18 protein-coding genes are annotated in these 17,124 nt (G+C 62.9%); 5 read left to right on the plus strand and 13 right to left on the minus strand.

Annotated elements, in window-relative coordinates; all coding sequences use genetic code 11:
* Positions 1-84 precede the first annotated feature (84 nt).
* The 4 genes from VSX60_RS04265 to yajC all read right to left on the minus strand — a co-directional run bounded on the left by VSX60_RS04265 (position 85) and on the right by yajC (position 4,377).
* Positions 85-915 (minus strand): phytoene/squalene synthase family protein, encoded by an 831-nt coding sequence (locus VSX60_RS04265; protein ID WP_327622907.1) that lies wholly within the window; start codon positions 913-915, stop codon positions 85-87.
* Between the two features lie 4 nt (positions 916-919).
* Positions 920-1,309: an Mth938-like domain-containing protein gene (locus VSX60_RS04270; protein WP_327622908.1), complete on the minus strand. Its 390-nt coding sequence runs from the start codon at positions 1,307-1,309 to the stop codon at positions 920-922.
* A 7-nt stretch (positions 1,310-1,316) separates the two neighbouring features.
* The gene (gene secDF / locus VSX60_RS04275) at positions 1,317-3,896 is read right to left on the minus strand and encodes a protein translocase subunit SecDF (protein WP_327622909.1); all 2,580 of its coding nucleotides are present in this window, start codon (positions 3,894-3,896) and stop codon (positions 1,317-1,319) included.
* Between the two features lie 139 nt (positions 3,897-4,035).
* The gene (gene yajC, locus VSX60_RS04280; RefSeq protein WP_327622910.1) at positions 4,036-4,377 is read right to left on the minus strand and encodes a preprotein translocase subunit YajC; all 342 of its coding nucleotides are present in this window, start codon (positions 4,375-4,377) and stop codon (positions 4,036-4,038) included.
* Positions 4,378-4,506: 129 nt separating this feature from the next.
* Here yajC and VSX60_RS04285 point away from each other — a divergent pair, with 129 nt between their 5' ends.
* The 5 genes from VSX60_RS04285 to VSX60_RS04305 all read left to right on the plus strand — a co-directional run bounded on the left by VSX60_RS04285 (position 4,507) and on the right by VSX60_RS04305 (position 8,476).
* On the plus strand, positions 4,507-5,394 hold the full coding sequence (locus VSX60_RS04285; RefSeq protein WP_327622911.1) for an ATP-binding protein: 888 nt from the start codon (positions 4,507-4,509) through the stop codon (positions 5,392-5,394).
* Positions 5,395-5,519: 125 nt separating this feature from the next.
* Positions 5,520-6,491 carry a GGDEF domain-containing response regulator gene (locus VSX60_RS04290; RefSeq protein ID WP_327622912.1) on the plus strand — a complete coding sequence of 324 codons (972 nt, stop codon included), beginning with the start codon at positions 5,520-5,522 and terminating at the stop codon, positions 6,489-6,491.
* Between the two features lie 84 nt (positions 6,492-6,575).
* Positions 6,576-6,782 (plus strand): PilZ domain-containing protein, encoded by a 207-nt coding sequence (locus VSX60_RS04295; RefSeq protein ID WP_327622913.1) that lies wholly within the window; start codon positions 6,576-6,578, stop codon positions 6,780-6,782.
* Positions 6,779-7,168, plus strand: a complete 390-nt coding sequence (locus tag VSX60_RS04300) for an Hpt domain-containing protein (protein WP_327622914.1) — start codon at positions 6,779-6,781, stop codon at positions 7,166-7,168. The genes VSX60_RS04295 and VSX60_RS04300 overlap by 4 nt, the downstream gene beginning before the upstream one ends.
* Positions 7,169-7,186: 18 nt before the next feature.
* Positions 7,187-8,476 carry a GGDEF domain-containing protein gene (locus VSX60_RS04305; RefSeq protein ID WP_327622915.1) on the plus strand — a complete coding sequence of 430 codons (1,290 nt, stop codon included), beginning with the start codon at positions 7,187-7,189 and terminating at the stop codon, positions 8,474-8,476.
* A 352-nt stretch (positions 8,477-8,828) separates the two neighbouring features.
* On the opposite strand, the gene VSX60_RS04310 is transcribed toward VSX60_RS04305, so the two are convergent.
* From VSX60_RS04310 to nagZ, 9 genes are all read right to left on the minus strand, one after another.
* Positions 8,829-9,998 (minus strand): peptidoglycan DD-metalloendopeptidase family protein, encoded by a 1,170-nt coding sequence (locus tag VSX60_RS04310; protein WP_327622916.1) that lies wholly within the window; start codon positions 9,996-9,998, stop codon positions 8,829-8,831.
* 173 nt (positions 9,999-10,171) lie between these two features.
* Entirely contained in the window at positions 10,172-10,822 is a 651-nt protein-coding gene (locus tag VSX60_RS04315) for a protein-L-isoaspartate(D-aspartate) O-methyltransferase (protein ID WP_327622917.1), read from the minus strand.
* Positions 10,819-11,574 (minus strand): 5'/3'-nucleotidase SurE, encoded by a 756-nt coding sequence (gene surE / locus VSX60_RS04320; RefSeq protein WP_327622918.1) that lies wholly within the window; start codon positions 11,572-11,574, stop codon positions 10,819-10,821. The genes VSX60_RS04315 and surE overlap by 4 nt, the downstream gene beginning before the upstream one ends.
* Positions 11,574-12,857, minus strand: coding sequence for a serine--tRNA ligase (serS, locus tag VSX60_RS04325; protein ID WP_327622919.1), 1,284 nt, complete (start codon positions 12,855-12,857; stop codon positions 11,574-11,576). The genes surE and serS overlap by 1 nt, the downstream gene beginning before the upstream one ends.
* A 59-nt stretch (positions 12,858-12,916) precedes the next feature.
* Positions 12,917-13,723 carry a twin-arginine translocase subunit TatC gene (gene tatC / locus VSX60_RS04330; protein WP_327622920.1) on the minus strand — a complete coding sequence of 269 codons (807 nt, stop codon included), beginning with the start codon at positions 13,721-13,723 and terminating at the stop codon, positions 12,917-12,919.
* Positions 13,720-14,289 (minus strand): Sec-independent protein translocase protein TatB, encoded by a 570-nt coding sequence (tatB, locus tag VSX60_RS04335; protein ID WP_327622921.1) that lies wholly within the window; start codon positions 14,287-14,289, stop codon positions 13,720-13,722. Before tatB ends, tatC begins: the two co-directional genes overlap by 4 nt.
* 86 nt (positions 14,290-14,375) lie before the next feature.
* Positions 14,376-14,615: a twin-arginine translocase TatA/TatE family subunit gene (locus VSX60_RS04340; protein ID WP_327622922.1), complete on the minus strand. Its 240-nt coding sequence runs from the start codon at positions 14,613-14,615 to the stop codon at positions 14,376-14,378.
* 43 nt (positions 14,616-14,658) lie between these two features.
* Complete coding sequence (locus VSX60_RS04345; RefSeq protein WP_327622923.1) at positions 14,659-15,783, minus strand: ABC transporter ATP-binding protein; 1,125 nt, start codon at positions 15,781-15,783, stop codon at positions 14,659-14,661.
* Positions 15,784-16,026: 243 nt separating this feature from the next.
* A complete protein-coding gene (gene nagZ / locus VSX60_RS04350; RefSeq protein WP_327622924.1) occupies positions 16,027-17,049 on the minus strand; it encodes a beta-N-acetylhexosaminidase in 1,023 nt (340 codons plus the stop codon).
* Positions 17,050-17,124 lie beyond the last annotated feature (75 nt).

Here is a 17,124-nt window from a genome sequence, read left to right on the forward strand (position 1 = left end):
TTCAATCTGCCGATCATGACGATCCCCGTTGCGTCCGGTCGGCCGTTTCCCCACTCTCACGGAGCGGACAGCCGTCTCACCCGATCAAATACGCATGGTCCGCCAGCAGAGGAAGGTCTTTCTCAGCGGCCCGATCTCGACGGGTTTATCGAGCGTCGCAATCCCTGTCTGCTCGATCCGGTCGAGGTATGAGGCCGCCAGTGCCGCCGGCAGGAACGAGGGACGAAGCGCCCGCGGGATGTGCGTCAGGTCTCGCCGCCAGGCGCGATCGTGTTCACGGCCGAAGGCGACCATTGCGGCCAGGGCGCGGCACGATGGCTCGTCCTCGCCCCTGACGAGATCGTCGACCGTACATCCGGCCGCCGCCAGCAGATCGGCCGGAAAATAAACCTGTCCCCGCGCACGATGCATTGGCAGCGACCGCAGGACGCCCACAACCATCTGAGCGACGCCGGCATGGCCAGCGGCCTCGGTGAAATTCTCTGCCTGATCCCGTGACAGGATCATCGCCGCCAGCATGATCAGCGTCGACGCGGTTTCCCCCGCATAGGCCTCGAACGCCTCGCGCGATGGCATCGGATCGTCATAGAGATCGAAAATCCGGGCCTCGAGCAGGCGATCGAAGGCGGACCGGGGCAATTGGTAGCGTTCGATCGTCTCCGACAGGGCCGCCGCGACCGGGTGTGCGGCTGCACCCTCGCCGACTCCCGACAAAACATCTCGCCACCATTGCAGCCGAATCTCGCCCGGCATTGGCTGGCTGACCTTATTGCGAATCCCTGCGGTCTCGACATCGAAAGCATAGAGCGCCGCGAGGTCCGGTCGCCTGTCCGCCGGAGCAAAGGCCAGCGAGATCGCCCGGTCGCGATCCTCCGCCTCGACCAGACGGACGCATTCCTTTGCGTTTTCGTTCATGGCGTCAGTCGACCGCGACAAGCGCCGCGGCTACCGGGCGGCTCTCGGCCAGCATGACATTGAAGGTCCGCACTGCAGCGCCGGTCGACATCGGATCGCAGGAAATCCCGGCCTTCCTCATCCGGTCGGCCAGCGCTGGCGGCAGCCGACGGATCTCACTGCCGGTTCCGAATAGGAGAAAGCGGATATCGTCCGCTTCTTCGAAGACCTTGGCCAGCCGATCCCCGGCGAATGGCGCGTCGACCGTCGCATCCCAACCGTAAATTCCGGACGGTAGGCACAGGATCGAGCCGCGATGCGACATGTCGGCAAACCGAAACCCACCGTTGCCGTAGGCCTCGATCGGCGCCCGCCCAGGAAAGTGCGCTGCGCGGATTTCGATGCCCTTCGCCATCCCCCGGTCAGCTTTCGCGCGGTGCCGGGATACCCGTCCGCGCGGCTGCGTTCTCTTCGCGATCGGCCTGGAAGTCCGCAGGACGCAGCTTGAACAGGATGAGAATCGGACCCGCCACGAAGATCGACGAATAGGTGCCGATAATCACGCCGAACAGCATCGCCAGAACGAAGGAGCGGATGACCTCCCCACCGAAGATCGCCAGCGCGGCGAGCGCCAGCAAGGTGGTCAATGCCGTGAGAGTGGTGCGCGACAATGTATCGTTGATCGATTTGTCGAAAAGCTCGATCAGCGACAGCTTCTTGTAGCGACGCAAATTCTCGCGCACGCGATCGTAGACCACCACGGTGTCGTTCAGCGAATAGCCGACGATGGTCAGGATCGCCGCGATACTCGACAGGTTGAACTCGATCTGGGTGACGACCAAAAAGCCGATGGTCATGATGACGTCGTGCAGGGTCGCGACGATCGCGCCGATCGCGAACTGCCACTCGAACCGAATCCAGACATAAACCAGGATAGCCAACATCGCGAAAAGCACCGCGATCGTGCCGGCCAGGGCGAGCTCGCCCGAGACCGTCGGCCCGACCACCTCCACTCGCCGGAAGTCATAATCGGCCGAGAGCGCGTCGCGCACCTCGTTGACCGTCGTCTGCTGAGCGGCGTCGCCGCTTTGTCCCTCGACACTGAGCGAGCCGATCCGGATCAGCGCCTCTTTGGGCGAGCCGAACTCCTGAACCGAGACGTCGCCGATCGGTCTGGCGGTCAAGGCCGAGCGGATACCGCCGATATCGGCCGCTTCGCCTTTTGCCTGCACCTCGATCAGGGTTCCGCCGGTGAAATCGATGCCGTAATTCATGCTGAGGGTCGCAAAGCCGACCAGCGCGGCGATCGAAGCCGCGAGGCTGGCCGCGAAGGTCCATTTGCGGATCGCCATGAACGGGATTTTCGTCACATCCGGAACCAGATGGAGGAAGCCCTTCGGAAGCTCCTTCGGCCGCTTGCGGCGAACCCATTCGGCCATCAGCCAGCGGGTCAGGGTAAAGGCCGTGAACACGGTCGTAACGATACCGAAGGCAAGCGTCACGGCGAAGCCGCGGACCGGGCCGGAGCCGAGCGAGAACAGCACGACCGCGGCGATCAACGTGGTGATGTTGGCATCGATGATCGTCGCCAGCGCCTTCTTGAAGCCGACGTCGATCGCCTGCACCACGGATCGTCCGCCGCGTCGTTCCTCACGGATGCGTTCGTAGATCAGCACGTTCGAATCGACCGCCATGCCGACGGTGAGCACGATGCCCGCAATGCCCGGCAGGGTCAGGGTCGAACCGAAGACCGACAAAAGCGCGACGATCATGACGATGTTGGCGACGAGCGCGATGTTGGCGATGATGCCCAGGAACCCGTAGGCCGCCAACATAAAGGCGACGACGAGAATCGATCCGATGATGCCGGCGATTTCGCCCGCGGCGATCGAATCGGCTCCGAGGCCCGGTCCGACCGTCCGCTCCTCGATGATATTGAGCGTCGCCGGCAGCGCACCGGCGCGCAGCAGAACCGCGAGGTCGTTGGCGCTGTCGACGGTGAAATTGCCGCTGATCTGCGCCTGACCGCCAAGGATCGGCTCGCGGATATTCGGCGCCGACAGCACTTCGTCGTCGAGCACGATAGCGAAGGGCCGCCCGACATTCTGCTGGGTCACCGCGCCAAAGCGCTGCGCACCCTGCGTATCGAAGCGGATGTTGACAACGGCTTCATTGGTCTGGCTGTCGAAGCCGGCTTGCGCGTCGGTGAGGTTCTCGCCGGAGACCATCACCTGGCGCTGGACCAGGATCGGTTGGGGCGGCTGGTCGTTGGTGTAACGCAGTTCGGATCCGGCGGGCGGGCGAGCCCCCCTGGCGACCTCGTCAGCCGAGGCCGTCTCGTCGACCAAACGGAAGGTGAGCTTGGCGGTCTGGTTGAGCAACGCTTTCAGCCGCTGCGGATCCTGCAAGCCGGGAACCTGCACCATGATCCGGTCATCGCCCTGGCGTTGAATCAGCGGTTCAGTCGTGCCGAGTTCGTCGACCCGGCGGCGCACGACCTCAATCGACTGAGCGACGGCGGTCGATATCCGGTAGGCAATTCCCTGGTCGGTCAGCGACAGGGTCAGGACGCCGGGTTGGGGTTCGGCGATCGCCACTTCCGTGACCGTACCGCCGCTCAGCAATCCGCTCGAAAGCGGCTGGACCAGCGGCTGTAAAGCCTCGCGTGCGGCATCGGCCTGCGCGGGATCGCGTAGCCGCACCGTCACCGTCGTGCCGGAATCGCTGAGACCCGAATAGCCGACGCGCTCGGTGCGCAATATCTGGCGCGCGTCGTCGCGCAACGTCTGTAGGCGCTCCCCGGTCAGCGACGGACCGTCGATCTCGAGCAGAATGTAGGACCCGCCCTGCAGATCGAGCCCGAGCGTGATCTTGTTGTCAGGCACGAAGGACGGCATTTCGTCGAGCGCCTGGGTCGAGAACAGGTTCGGGGCAGCGTAGACGACCCCGAGGGCGACCGTCAGCCAGATTAGGATCGTTTTCCAGCGCGAGAAATAGAGCATATGGGTCCCGAAAGGGTCGACGGTCGCTCCAAAGGAGGCGCAATCCGTATTAAGCGTTCGATCGACGCAGCCGGCGACACGGGTGTTTCGTGTCGCGGACGATTTTAAGGCAGTGGCCTCGTTTGCTCAAGCAAAGCGGCTATTTGGTGTTCGCCGCAGCCGGCTCGCCCTTGACGCGCACCTCGGCGACCATCGCCTGTACCACCCGCACGCGCACCTGCTCGGAAATCTGTACCTCGAGTTCGCCGTTATCCAGCACCTTGGTCACCTTGGCGACGATGCCGCCGCCGGTCACGACCGTATCGCCGCGGCGGATGTTGCTGAGCATTTCCTGACGCTTTTTCATCGTCGTGCGCTGCGGCCGAATGATCAGGAAATACATGATCGCGAAAACCGCGACGAACGGCAGCACACTGATCAGGATATCGCTTCCGCCACCAGTGGGCAAAGCCGTCTGGGCGAAAGCCTCGGACACAAACATCAGGAACCTCTCAGGAAATGGGGGGCACAGGGCCTTTACGATCAGCGCGGAATATACGATCGGTCGCCTCGAATGCAACAAGCCGGCACCAGACCGAGCCGACAGCCACGAAAGAGACGAGTTTTCCTGATGGATTCCGCTGAGTTCACCCGCTTGATGCAGACCATGGATCGGATCGCGCAAGGTCTCGAACGGCTTGCGCCGCCGCCGGCTCCTACGCCGGATTTCACTGCCGCCGATTGCTTCGTCTTCGAACCGCCAGCCGCCCTCGCGCCGGTGCGGATAGTGAATCGCGTTCCCATTGAACTGCTCAGGGGCATCGACCGCTCGCGCGACATTCTCCTGGAAAACACCGAGCGCTTCGCCCGCGGACTTCCGGCCAACAACGCGCTTTTGTGGGGGGCGCGCGGCATGGGCAAGTCGTCCTTGGTCAAGGCCGCGCATGCCGCGGTGAACGCCGCGCTTCCCGCCGAAACGCCCCATCTCAAGCTGATCGAGATCCACCGCGAGGATATCGATCATTTGCCGCAGCTAATGAGTCTGGTACGCGAAGTGCCCTGCCCGTTCCTTCTCTACTGCGACGATCTCTCCTTCGACATGGGCGACAGCGCCTATAAATCGCTGAAGGCGGCGCTGGAGGGCGGCGTCGAGGGCCGGCCACCCAATGTGCTGTTCTACGCGACATCGAACCGTCGCCACCTTCTGCCCCGCGACATGATCGAAAACGAGCGGTCAACCGCGATCAATCCCGGTGAAGCGGTCGAGGAGAAAGTCTCGCTATCGGATCGATTCGGCCTCTGGCTGGGCTTCCATCGCTGCAGCCAGGACGAGTATCTGGCGATGATCGACGGTTATCTGGCCGCGCATGACATTGCCGCCGATCCCGAAATGGTTCGCCGCGAAGCCCTCGAATGGGCGACAACCCGCGGTAGCCGATCGGGGCGCGTCGCTTACCAGTTCGTGCAGGATCTGGCCGGACGACTGGGGCGCCCGCTCACCGGCCTAAACGGCGCGTGAGATGGAAACTTCACCAAACTGTCAGAACCAAAGTTGTTGTCGTTAACCGCTACAAAAGGTCTCCACCCGTAGAATGAAGTTAAAGCCAATTCGTCCGGCTTGCTTTATTTAAGGATTGCTGACCAATGGAAAGCGCAAGTTCGATACAGCTAGCCGTTTTGGACGATGATCCGATTTTTCTGGAGTATATTTCCGCCATGCTGGGTCATGACGGAGATATGGAAATCACCCAGACGTCCGATGGTCCGCAACTGTTGCGTGCCCTCAAGGGGGATCCAATCGATTGTGTCCTTGTCGACTATAATCTCGGCACCGAGAACGGGCTGAATATCGCGGAGACGATACGGGCGACGATTCCCAATGCCCCGCCGATCGTGATGTTGACGGGTGGCGGAAGCGAGCGAACAGCGGTCAAGGCGTTTCGCAGTGGATTCAGCGACTATGTTTCAAAACGCGACCTGAACAAGCACGAATTGGTGACGGCGATCCGCTCGGCGGTCGGCACACGCAAAAAGGCGCAGTCGGAAACCATCGAAGCCGATCTCATCAAAAAGCGCCTGCAGTTCGACAACGTCACCGGCCTGTACGGCGCGCAATTCATGCAGGAGCGCTTGGGCGAATTCACCGGCAGAGGCACGCCTTCCGCCTTCGGCGTCGTTCTCATCAAGCTTCGCAACCTGGCGCAGATCCGGGCCAGCTTGGGACATATCGCCGGCGATCGGCTGCTGCACAACTTTGCCAAACGGCTCAATCTGGCCACCCACGCGGGCGACCTCTGCGGATCGCTCGGTGATGACAGTTTTCTCTATCTGATCGACCGCGACGTCAACGCGCGAGCGATTTCCGAGTGCTGCCGTCGATTGGCACAAGAGCTTACACTGGAGGTCAATCTGGATCGTAGCGTCGTCCAGATCATTCCAGCCATCGGCGCGGCGATGTCTCCCGCCGATGGGGCCGATCCGGTCGCTCTCATCCAGGCTGCGCAGCAGGCGCTCGATACAGCCGCTGCGAATGGGAAGCCATTTGGTATCGCGTTTGCAGAGGCAACGGGATCGCTGGAGGCCTCCAGCCAGCCGGATGCATCCCCATCCCCCTGAGCGCGATCGTGCCGAGCCCTCACTGATCAACGAACGGGACGAGCGACGCGCGGAACGCCGCCAGCGGGTCTTCAACGGGGAACGATGTATCTCCGGCAAGGCGACGCGGTCATCGACTGCACTGTTCGCAATCTCTCCGCTTCGGGCGCCCTATTGCGGGTCGACATCTATTTCGCGGCGCCCGACCGATTCGACCTCCTCGTTGTCGGATCCGGCAGCAAACGTGCCGTCGAAACGAAATGGCAGAGCGGAAACGATATCGGCGTCCAATTCCTGGAGGGCTCGGAATGAACCCTTCGAATGTTCCGGCGACATCGATGGAAGCCAGAATGGCGGCGCTGAAGGGGCGGTTCATTGAGGATACGCTCCTTCAGACTTCCGAACTGGAAAGATTGGCCGGTCGCCTGGCCGAACCTGGAGACAAGGCAGAGGTTCGCCAAGAGATCGGGCAAATCGCCCATCGCATGGCGGGCAGAGCTGGCATCTTCGACTTCAGTGCCCTGACGCCGCGAGCCAGCGAACTGGAGCATTTTGTTCTTTCTCACCGCAGCGATGCGGATCTTAGGGACCTCGCTGAAACAATCGTCCCCGAAATAAGACGCGTGATTCTTGGCGATGAAGCCGGATGCCACGTACCCGAAGGGCCAAGCGATGGCCCGAGATCCGACGGTTCTTGAGGTATTCGGCTGATGCTCTTGGATAGTAAACTCATCGACGTGGCGCGGCTCGACGAGCAGGATCAGGACCGCGGCGGAATGTCCTCCCAGGGTGCGGCCATTCGGAAATGCATCAGGTTCTTCGAGGAGGATGCCCGTACCGAGCAATGCGCATCGATGATCTCGGGCTTGGGCTATCGACCGGTCGACGGACGTGGTGATCAGACCGAAGACGCGTGCGTCGCGGTTCTCATCAACACGCAGGTCGATCCCGACTTGACCTTGGCACGCAAGCAATCGGCCAGGCACCGTGTCATCCTGCTCGCTGACGAGACCAGCTTCGAATTCAAGCTGGCGGCGGCACGCGCCGGCGTCGAAGCCATCTTGTCGACGCCTCTCGACACCGTCGAGCTAGGCGCCTGGCTCGACGACTACGATACTGGCGAGGCCGAGCCTCTTTCCATCCTAATCGTCGACGACGACGAAATCGCCGCCGAAGCTTTCGCCTTCGCCTTGGAAGCGGCCGATATGCGTGCGCGGATCTTGACGGACCCGAGCCGCGTACTGGAAGAAATCAGCAGCAACACGCCCGATCTCATACTTCTCGACATGCACATGCCCGTCGCGGACGGGATGGAGGTCGCGCAAATCATTCGCCAATCGCGCCGCAACCTGTCGCTTCCGATCATCTTCCTGTCCGCCGAGCAGGATGTCGAGCGCCAGCGCCAGGCGCGCAAACTTGGCGGCGACGATTTCATCAACAAATCCGTCGGCTTCGATCACCTTGCATCGCTCGTGCGGATGCGCGCCGAACGGGCTGTCGCCCTGCGCCAGATCGGCGAGCGAGACAGTCTCACCGGACTCTTGAACCATGCGCGGTTCAAAGATCGCGTCGCGGTGGAGTTGGAGCGCTGTCGGCGTACCGGTTCGCAGTTCAGCGTCTGTCTGCTCGACATCGATCATTTCAAGCAAGTCAACGACACGAAAGGCCATCAGGTGGGCGATCGTGTCATCCAGACGCTGTCTCACTCGCTGGTCGGCGGGCTCCGCCATATCGACGTCGTCGCGCGCTATGGAGGCGAGGAGTTTGGCGTGATCCTGCTGGACACGCCGATCGAACCCTCGAATGCCGTGATGAACAGAATTCGCGAGCATTTTGCGGACATCCCGATGCGCGGTCCAGACGAACCGTTCCACGTCACCTTCAGTGCGGGAGTGGCCGGCGCCGATGCCGGCAAGAGCGCCGATGAATTGATCGCGGCCGCCGACGCCGCCCTCTACGAGGCCAAACGCTCGGGCCGCAACAGGGTCGTCTCCGCCAAGAGCTAGAGGCGGGATGACAAAGGGTGAGAACCGATCCCCCCACATCTCGCGGTATCTTATTGGAATCAATGCCATTCATCATCGACATCTGAGATGATTCTGCACGGACAAGCCTAACCGGGCCTCCTGTCTGTCCGCTATCAGGTCAAATGGGCCCGGCCGTTCAGCAAGGCCACGATACCAACCTTCAGTGACGCGTCGGTGCGGCAGACAATTGGCCGCACAAGGCTCCGCTATGACCGGAACGGTTTGAGCGCACAGGTCCCTGGCCGCGCGATATCAAACCATATGAAACGGAAAAGGCCCGGCCGCGCGCCGAAACGCAGGACCGGGCCGTCGAACGCCTGGAGGTCGGCGCTTATTGCAGAAACTTCGTAGGATCGACCGGCGCGGAGTTCTTGCGCACTTCGAAATGCAGAACCGGAACGTCCGTGTCACCGCTCATGCCGGATTTGGCGACTTCCTGGCCACGCTTCACCTTGGCGCCCCGCTCGACGGAGATCGAGTCGGCATGGCCATAGACGGTCACGAGGCCGTCGTCGTGTTTCACAAGAACGGTGTTACCGAATTCCTTGAGGCCGTCGCCGGCATAGATCACCACACCGTTCTCGGCCGCCTTGACTGGAGTGCCGCGCGGCACGGAAATGTTGAGGCCATCGTTGCGTCGCGACCCCACCTTTTCACCGAAACGACTGATCACCCGACCCTGGACCGGCCAGCGAAACTGACTGATGCCGGTCGCATCGGGCGCGATGGCCGCGACCGTGGATTCGACTTCCTGGCTGACGGTGGTCACTGGCTGCGGTTGCTTCGAGGCGGTCTCGGCAGACGGGCGGGCAGCCTTCTCGGCTGTCGCCGGCGGCGTATAGGGCTCGGGCGCGGCGCTCTCGGTCCGCGGCTTGGCGACCTCCTTCGTTGGCGCAGCTGCTTTGGCTTCCACGCTGGCGACCTTCGTCGCAGCGACATTTGCACCGGGGACGGTGAGCGTCTGACCGATGCGAATCGTGCTGTCGTCGAGACCGTTCGCACGCTTGATGTCGGAAACCGAAGCGCCGGTGCGCCGTGCGATCGACAACAGCGTGTCACCACTTTCGACCGTCACTTTCGCACCGCTCTCGGAGTGCCGTGGCGCGGGCTGGGCGATTCGCGCCGCCTGGTCTCCCAATGTCGATGCTGGCGTGCCCCGTGTCGTCGGCTGGGACGCAGAGGGCGCCACGGCGGCGGGAGTGGAGGCTTGGTAGGCGGGAGTGGAGGCCTGATAGGCGGGCGGCGGTGGCGGCGGCAGCGTGTTGCGCTGCACAGAAGCGGTGGGTGCGCGGCTGGACGACGGCGCATATCCCGATGAGCGGCTGATACCGGCGGTATTCATCCGATCGACATCACCCGGATAGGGCTGGCTGACAGCCGCCGTGCGGGTGGGCATCTGCGGGACGGCTCCAGTGTAGAAGCCGTCATCGAAGCGCGCCACATCGGAGCTACATCCAGCGGCAAACCCCACCAGGGCGACCACCGCAACGGAGCGAGCCATCGGGAGTCGCAGAGATTTCAGCACATTGATTCGCATCGTCGTCCCTTGAGCACGCGGGATTACTCTCGAGACCATTGAAGCGCGTTAATATTACTGCCGGGTTAAATCACCGGGCGGCCGACGTTATTTCTTGTGGAGCAGCCCCAGCGAGCGGCTTGAAAGTAACGGCCCAGCTACAGCATCTCGGCCGTGCCGAACACCAGCGGCTGGTAGCGGACCGGACCGAGATCCTCGCGCTCGAAGCGGCTGCCCACCTTGCGCAGGCGCACCAGCGCCTGTTCTCCACCTCCCTCGCCGAGCGCGCAGATCAGCACCCCGTGCGGACGGATTTGGTCGAGAAACAGGCGCGGCACGGTCGGAAAGGCAGCGTGAACAATCGCCCGATCGAAGGGTGCCCCGGCGGCGAAGCCGTCGCTGCCGTCTTCGAGAAACAGGGAGATGTTGCTCACACCGACCAGTTTCAAGCGCCGGCTCGCCGCTTCCACCAGCCGCCTGTAGCGATCGAACGAGGTGACATGGGCGCAAAGACGCGCTATCAGCGCAGTGACGTAGCCGCTGCCGGTTCCGATCTCTAGGACCCGATGGTCCGCCTCGATCTCCAGCGCCGACACCAGCCGGACCGCGAAAAGCGCGCCGGGCATGGTCTCCCCGCAATCGAGCGGCGCCGACCGATCTTCATAAGCATTGTCGATGCCGTCAGGCAGGAAGAAACGCCGGGGCACCGTTTCGATCGCCTCGTGCAGCTTGGGATCGGCAATCCGCCGGGTGCGCAGGCTCAGGAGAAATGCCGCGAGGTCCTCGCGGTCCCGGCCCTCCGACCTCACCGAAACAAGTCTCCGAGACCCTCGCGCAGCGCGTGGGCGGTGAGATCGAGATGGAGCGGCGTCACCGAGATTTTTCCGGCAGACAAAGCCGCGATATCGGAACTCTCGACTTCCTCCCCCGCCTGGCGCCCGAAGGTCAGCCAGAAATACGGAAAGCCGCGGCCGTCACGACGCTCTTCCATGCCGAGGGAATAGTCGAGCTTGCCCTGGCGGGTGACCTCCACCCCGCGGACCGCATCGGCCGGCACCGCCGGAAAGTTGACGTTGACGAGATGGCCGGGTGGAATCTGATACTCCGCAAGCAAATCGAGGACAGCCGGGGCGTGCTGCTCGGCCGTCTCCCATAATGTCTCACGGTCGCCGCCACGGGTGAATTGCTGACTCAGCGCCACCGACTTCAGCCCGAGCATCGTGCCTTCCATGGCCCCGGCCACGGTACCGGAATACGTGACGTCGTCGCAAATGTTCTGGCCGGCATTGACCCCTGACAACACCATGTCCGGCGGAGAATCCATCAGCCGCTTGACCGCCATGATGACGCAGTCGGTCGGTGTGCCGGAGAGGGCGAACCGCTTTTCTGAAATCTTGCGCAAACGCAGCGGTGAGGAAAGCGTCAGCGAGTGCGACAGGCCGCTCTGGTCGGTCTCGGGCGCAACGACCCAGACATCGTCACTCATCGTCCGGGCGATCCGCTCCAGGACCTGGAGGCCCTCGGCGTGAATGCCATCGTCATTGGTGAGCAGGAGTCGCATCAGGCCGGCCTCTCGATCCGTTCGATTCCACCCATATACGGTCGGATCACCTCGGGCACGGTGATGCTTCCGTCGGCGTTCTGATAATTTTCCATCACGGCGATCAACGCGCGCCCGAGAGCCACGCCGGAGCCGTTCAGCGTGTGGACGAAGCGCGGCGATTTTTCGCCGTCCGTACGGTAGCGCGTTCCCATGCGCCGCGCCTGGAAATCGCCGCAGACCGAGCAGCTGGAAATTTCCCGATAGGCGCCCTGCCCCGGCAGCCAGACCTCGATATCGTAGGTCTTGCGCGCCGAGAATCCCATGTCGCCCGCGCACAGCGTGACGACGCGGTATGACAGGCCGAGGCGCTTCAGCACTTCCTCGGCCGAAGCCGTCATACGCTCGTGCTCGTCGACGGAGGTCTCGGCAGCTGTGATCGATACCAACTCGACCTTGTAGAACTGGTGCTGGCGCAACATGCCGCGCGTGTCGCGGCCGGCCGAGCCCGCTTCAGAGCGGAAGCATGGCGTCAGCGCCGTCACCCGCGTCGGCAGGTCGGCCGCGTCGATAATCTGTTCCCGCACGAGATTGGTCAGCGGCACCTCGGCGGTCGGGATCAGCCAGCTCCCGGCGGTCGTGTGGAAGAGGTCTTCGGAAAATTTCGGCAGCTGGCCAGTACCGAACAGCGCCTCGTCACGCACCAGCAGCGGCGTTGCCACCTCCTCGTAGCCGTGCTCGCCGGTATGGAGATCAAGCATGAATTGCCCGAGCGCCCGTTCTAGACGGGCCAGCCCGCCTCGCAGGATGGTGAAGCGTGCGCCGGAGATCTTCGCCGCCTGTTCAAAATCCATCATGCCCAGCGCTTCGCCGAGTTCGTCATGTTCCTTCGGCTCGAAGCCGAATTCCGGCTTGTCGCCAAACCGACGAATCTCGACATTGGCGCTCTCGTCCAGCCCGACCGGAACATCGTCGGCCGGCAGGTTTGGAATGCGCGCAAGCGCATCATCGAGCGATTGGTCGATACGCCGCTCGGTCTCCTCGCCCTCCTGGATCGCCGCCTTGATCTCGGCGACCTCGCGAATGAGTTCGTCGGCCTTGCCGGAATCGCCTGAGCCCTTGGCTTTGCCAATGGCCTTCGAGGCGTCGTTGCGCCGGCCCTGAAGCTGTTGAAGCCGCGTCAGATGCTCGCGACGGGCCTCGTCGAGCTTGATCAGCTCGGCCGAAGCCGGCGCGGCACCCCGGCGCGCGAGCGCTTCATCCAGTTTTTCCGGATTCTCGCGTATCCATCTGATGTCGAGCATGTAATCCCCGTTCCCGACCGGTAAGCGACGGGACCGGTTCCAAGACGTCGAGGTCGGCCTTACGTCTCGCTCTCACCGAGTTTTTCGGCCCGCTTTTTCTCGATCATCCGCGCCGCAAAGATCGACACCTCGTAGAGAAGGATCGTCGGCAGGGCAAGGCCGATCTGTGACATCGGATCGGGCGGGGTCAAGATCGCGGCGGCGATGAATGCCATCACGATGGCGTATTTGCGCTTCGAGGCGAGACCGTCGGCGGAGGTGATCCCGGCCCTGACCAGCAAGGTTGCAACCACCGGAAGCTGGAACACCAATCCGAACGCGAAGATCAGCGTCATGATCAGTGACAGGTATTCCGACACGCGCGGCAGGAGTTGAATGGCCGCCTGCCCCTCCTCGGTGCCGGACTGCTCCATCGACAGGAAGAACCACATCACCATCGGGGTAAAGAAGTAATAGACCAGCGCCGCGCCAAGCAGGAACAGGAGCGGCGTGGCCACCAGAAACGGCAGGAAAGCGCCCCTTTCCTCGCGATAAAGACCGGGTGCCACGAATTTGTAGATCTGCGCCGCGATCAGCGGGAAGGCGATGAAGAAGCCGCCGAAGGCCGCGATCTTGACCTGGGTAAAAAAGAATTCCTGCGGCGCGGTGTAGATCAGTTCGACCTGGCGGTCGTCGATCCCGGCCCAGATCGTCGCCGTCTGATACGGGACGACGAGGAAATTGAAGATCTGCTTGGCGAAAAAGAAGCAGAAAATGAATGCTACGAGGAATCCGGCGATGCTCCAGATCAACCGCGTTCGCAATTCGATGAGATGGTCGATCAATGGAGCCGAAGAGGCCTCGATATCGCTGTCAGTGCGTGTCACGCGACGTCCTCGGTTGTCTTTTTCGCAGTCGGCTTGGCCTTGGCGGGGATTTTGGCCTTGGCCGCAGGCTTAGCCTTGGCGGCAGGCTTGGCTTTGGTCGCGCGCTTGACCGGGGCAATTTTTGCGTCACCGGAGGTTGCAGCCGGCTTTGCGTCCGAAGCAGGCGTCGCCGAGGAGCCTTCGGTTTTTGCGGTCGCGCCAGCCTTGTCGGGTTTTTCCGCTATCGCCGGAGCCGTCGGGCTTGGAACCTTTGGTTCCGGCGCGCTGGCCGCCGCCTTGAGCGATGACCGAATCTCATCCCCGACCGCCTTCATCGGGTTCATCGCCGCGCGCACGTCCTTGGTCGGATCGAGCTTGCGGATATCGCTCACCGTCGAACGCACGTCATCGAGTTCGGCTTCGCGCAACGCGTCGTCGAACTGCCGGCGAAAATCCCCGGCCATCGAGCGCAATTGTTTGGTCGTGCGCCCGAAGGTGCGCAACATTTTTGGCAGATCCCTAGGGCCGACGACGACCACCAGGACCACGGCGACCATCATCAGTTCGGCCCAACCAATATCAAACATCGCAAGGCCTCGAGAGCGACAACCAGGAAAAATGGCGAGCGGGCACGGACAGGGCCCGGTCGCCAGACGGCAGAACGATCAGACGATCAGTTGACCGTCTTCTTCGTCGCCACTTCGTGCCGTACCACGTCGCCCTCGGTGTGATCGAGTGTCCGGCGCTCCTGCGCCGTCTCTGCCTTTTCGGCGTCCTCGTCCGACATGCCCTTCTTGAAGCTCTTGATGCCCTTGGCGACGTCGCCCATCAACTCGGGAATCTTGCCGCGACCGAACAGGAGCAGCACGACCGCAAGGACGATGAGCCAATGCCAAATGCTGAAGCTACCCATAACAATTCTCCATGGAACGCGTGAGCCGTTCGCTCCCGCCAAGCTAACGATGATCTGGGGTCTTTTCAAACACGATAACGTCTTGCAAATCAACGGAAACAACGACATCGCGTTTACCGTCCGGTACGATTCCGGCGCGCATGCGCGATCGGAGCGGATAATCGAGCCCCTCGATCGCGACAGTCATGAGGTCGACACCGCCGAGGAAACGGCGGGCGACGATACGCCCGAGGACGCCGCTCGGCTGTTCCTCCAGGCGCAAGCCCATGAGGCGCAACGCCACCGTCACCGGCGTACCGTCAGACAAAGGCGAATCCGCGACCGGGCCGAGCGCCGTGACGACACGGCCCCCGCGGACTTCCCCGTCGATGACGTTAAGCTCGGAAAAAAAGCCGGCCGTGAAAAGATCGGCCGGGCGGCTATAGAGTTCCGCGGCGGTCCCCACCTGGACGAGCCGACCGTCGCGCAGGAGCGCGATTCGGTCGCCCATCCGCATCGCCTCCTCGGCGTCGTGCGTCACGATGATCGCCGTCGCGCGGCTTTCGCGCAGGATCTGCAGCGTATCGGTCCGCACGACATCCTTGAGACGGCTGTCGAGGCCGGAAAATGGCTCGTCCATCAACAGGACCGTCGGGCGCGGGCTCAGCGCCCTGGCCAACGCCACCCGCTGCTGCTCGCCGCCCGACAGGGTGTGCGGATATTGGCGGGCGACGTCGGCAAGCCCGACCCGCTCGAGCGCCACCATCGCCTCCTTCTTCGCCGCCGCACCCGAAAGCGCCGTCAGGCCGAAGCGGACATTCTCGGCGATACTCATGTGCGGGAACAGAGCAAAATCCTGAAACATCAGGCCGATACCGCGTTTTTCCGGCGGCACGAACGCGTCGGGACCGGCAATCTCCTGGCCATTGAGCATCAGGCGGCCGGCGCTCTGGCGCTCAATTCCCGCAGCGATTCGCAGCATCGTCGTCTTGCCTGAGCCGGAGGGCCCGAGCAGGCAGAGAATTTCGCCAGGCTCGGCCGCCAGGTTGATCCCCGACAGGATCGTGGTCGACCCAACGGTGTGGACGATGTCTTCGAAGGCAAGACGCGCGGCGAAGCTGACGCCGGCACTGGTGCGTCCGGAGCCCTTTGTCGATGGAGCGGTGGCTGTGCTCTGGTGGTCCTGCACGCTTCGGCCTGTCCGTCGGTTCGTCCAGCGAAGCCTTGAGGCCCGCTAATTCGCGACCTCGGTAACCGGTCGCCACTGGAACGGCAACCGCGTTCGACGGTCTACCCGACACGCTTGCGACGTCTACCGCCCAGATCCAGATGAAATAGGATCGACGCGATCCGATTTCCTATGCGTGACCGATTTTCTTTCGCAGGAAAAAGGTTCGGGCTGACAACCGCAGCCTCTTCCAGTGGTTCCGCGTCAGACGGAAGCCCCCACCAATTCGTCGTATTCGGCTCGCAATGCCGGCATATCGCCGCCCGTCCCGCGAGCCGAAATGGCCGATTCCGCCTCAACGGCCCGCCGCTGGGCGTCGCCGGACAACGGCCGCGCCGCGGCTGCGACTTTTCGCATTTCGTCGAAATCGCCATTGCAGTGCAGGACCACGTCGCAGCCGGCTTCGAGCGCCCTGCGGCTGAGGTCGGTGAGATCGCCCGCGAGCGCCTTCATCGAGATGTCATCGCTCATCAACAGGCCGTCGAACCCGATTTCCTCGCGGATAACGCTTTCGATGACCGTAGACGACAAGGTCGCCGGATGCACCGGATCGATGGCGCTGTAGAGAATGTGCGCGGTCATCGCCGCCGGCAGCCTTCGAAGCGCGTGGAATGGGGCGAAGTCGGTGCGTGACAGCTCACCGCGCGTGTTGGCGACCACCGGCAGCGCGAGATGGCTGTCGGCATTGCCGCGGCCATGGCCGGGAATATGTTTCATCACCGGCAACAGGCCACCGGCGAGAAGGCCGTCCGCGGCGGCCCCGCCAAGCGTCGCCACCGCTTCCGGGTTCGTCGCATAGGCGCGGTCGCCGATCACCGAGTGCGCATCCGCCGTCGGCACGTCGACGCATGGAATGCAATCGGCATTGATGCCGTAGGCCATCAGATCATCGGCAAGCAGACGGCCTTGCAGCCAGGCGGCACGTTGCCCGGCCTCCGGATCGGACGCATAAACCTCTCCGATCGTGGCCGCCGGCGGATATTGTGGCGCGAGCGGCGGCTTCAAACGCTGAATCCGCCCGCCCTCCTGATCGATGAAGATCGGCGTTGTCGCTCGGCCGCCAAGCTCGATCAGTTCCGCGACCAGATCCTCAAGCTGGGATGCCTCCGTGACGTTTCGCGCAAAGAGGATAAACCCCCACGGACTCTCGTCGGCGAAGAACCTGCGCTCGTCTGCGCTCAGTCGAGGCGCCGCCGGGGCTGCGATCCAGGCCTTCGATCCGCTCATCCGTATCTCCGATGCAAGAGCGGACGGCGCGGCTGTGCGGCCGGTCCGTCCTTCGATATGGTCATGGGTAAAAGC

The sequence above is a fragment of the Aurantimonas sp. A3-2-R12 genome (assembly GCF_036016755.1).
In the GTDB taxonomy this organism is placed as follows: domain Bacteria; phylum Pseudomonadota; class Alphaproteobacteria; order Rhizobiales; family Rhizobiaceae; genus Aurantimonas; species Aurantimonas coralicida_A.

Bases quoted from the DNA above. Each gene is read 5' to 3' on its own strand.
- VSX60_RS04340 (WP_327622922.1), bottom strand. From the start codon at position 14,615: ATGGGTAGCTTCAGCATTTGGCATTGGCTCATCGTCCTTGCGGTCGTG.
- tatB (WP_327622921.1), bottom strand. From the start codon at position 14,289: ATGTTTGATATTGGTTGGGCCGAACTGATGATGGTCGCCGTGGTCCTG.
- VSX60_RS04300 (WP_327622914.1), top strand. From the start codon at position 6,779: ATGAACCCTTCGAATGTTCCGGCGACATCGATGGAAGCCAGAATGGCG.
- VSX60_RS04290 (WP_327622912.1), top strand. From the start codon at position 5,520: ATGGAAAGCGCAAGTTCGATACAGCTAGCCGTTTTGGACGATGATCCG.
- VSX60_RS04285 (WP_327622911.1), top strand. From the start codon at position 4,507: ATGGATTCCGCTGAGTTCACCCGCTTGATGCAGACCATGGATCGGATC.
- secDF (WP_327622909.1), bottom strand. From the start codon at position 3,896: ATGCTCTATTTCTCGCGCTGGAAAACGATCCTAATCTGGCTGACGGTC.
- serS (WP_327622919.1), bottom strand. From the start codon at position 12,857: ATGCTCGACATCAGATGGATACGCGAGAATCCGGAAAAACTGGATGAA.
- VSX60_RS04310 (WP_327622916.1), bottom strand. From the start codon at position 9,998: ATGGCTCGCTCCGTTGCGGTGGTCGCCCTGGTGGGGTTTGCCGCTGGA.
- VSX60_RS04270 (WP_327622908.1), bottom strand. From the start codon at position 1,309: ATGGCGAAGGGCATCGAAATCCGCGCAGCGCACTTTCCTGGGCGGGCG.
- nagZ (WP_327622924.1), bottom strand. From the start codon at position 17,049: ATGAGCGGATCGAAGGCCTGGATCGCAGCCCCGGCGGCGCCTCGACTG.
- surE (WP_327622918.1), bottom strand. From the start codon at position 11,574: ATGCGACTCCTGCTCACCAATGACGATGGCATTCACGCCGAGGGCCTC.
- VSX60_RS04295 (WP_327622913.1), top strand. From the start codon at position 6,576: ATGTATCTCCGGCAAGGCGACGCGGTCATCGACTGCACTGTTCGCAAT.
- yajC (WP_327622910.1), bottom strand. From the start codon at position 4,377: ATGTTTGTGTCCGAGGCTTTCGCCCAGACGGCTTTGCCCACTGGTGGC.
- VSX60_RS04265 (WP_327622907.1), bottom strand. From the start codon at position 915: ATGAACGAAAACGCAAAGGAATGCGTCCGTCTGGTCGAGGCGGAGGAT.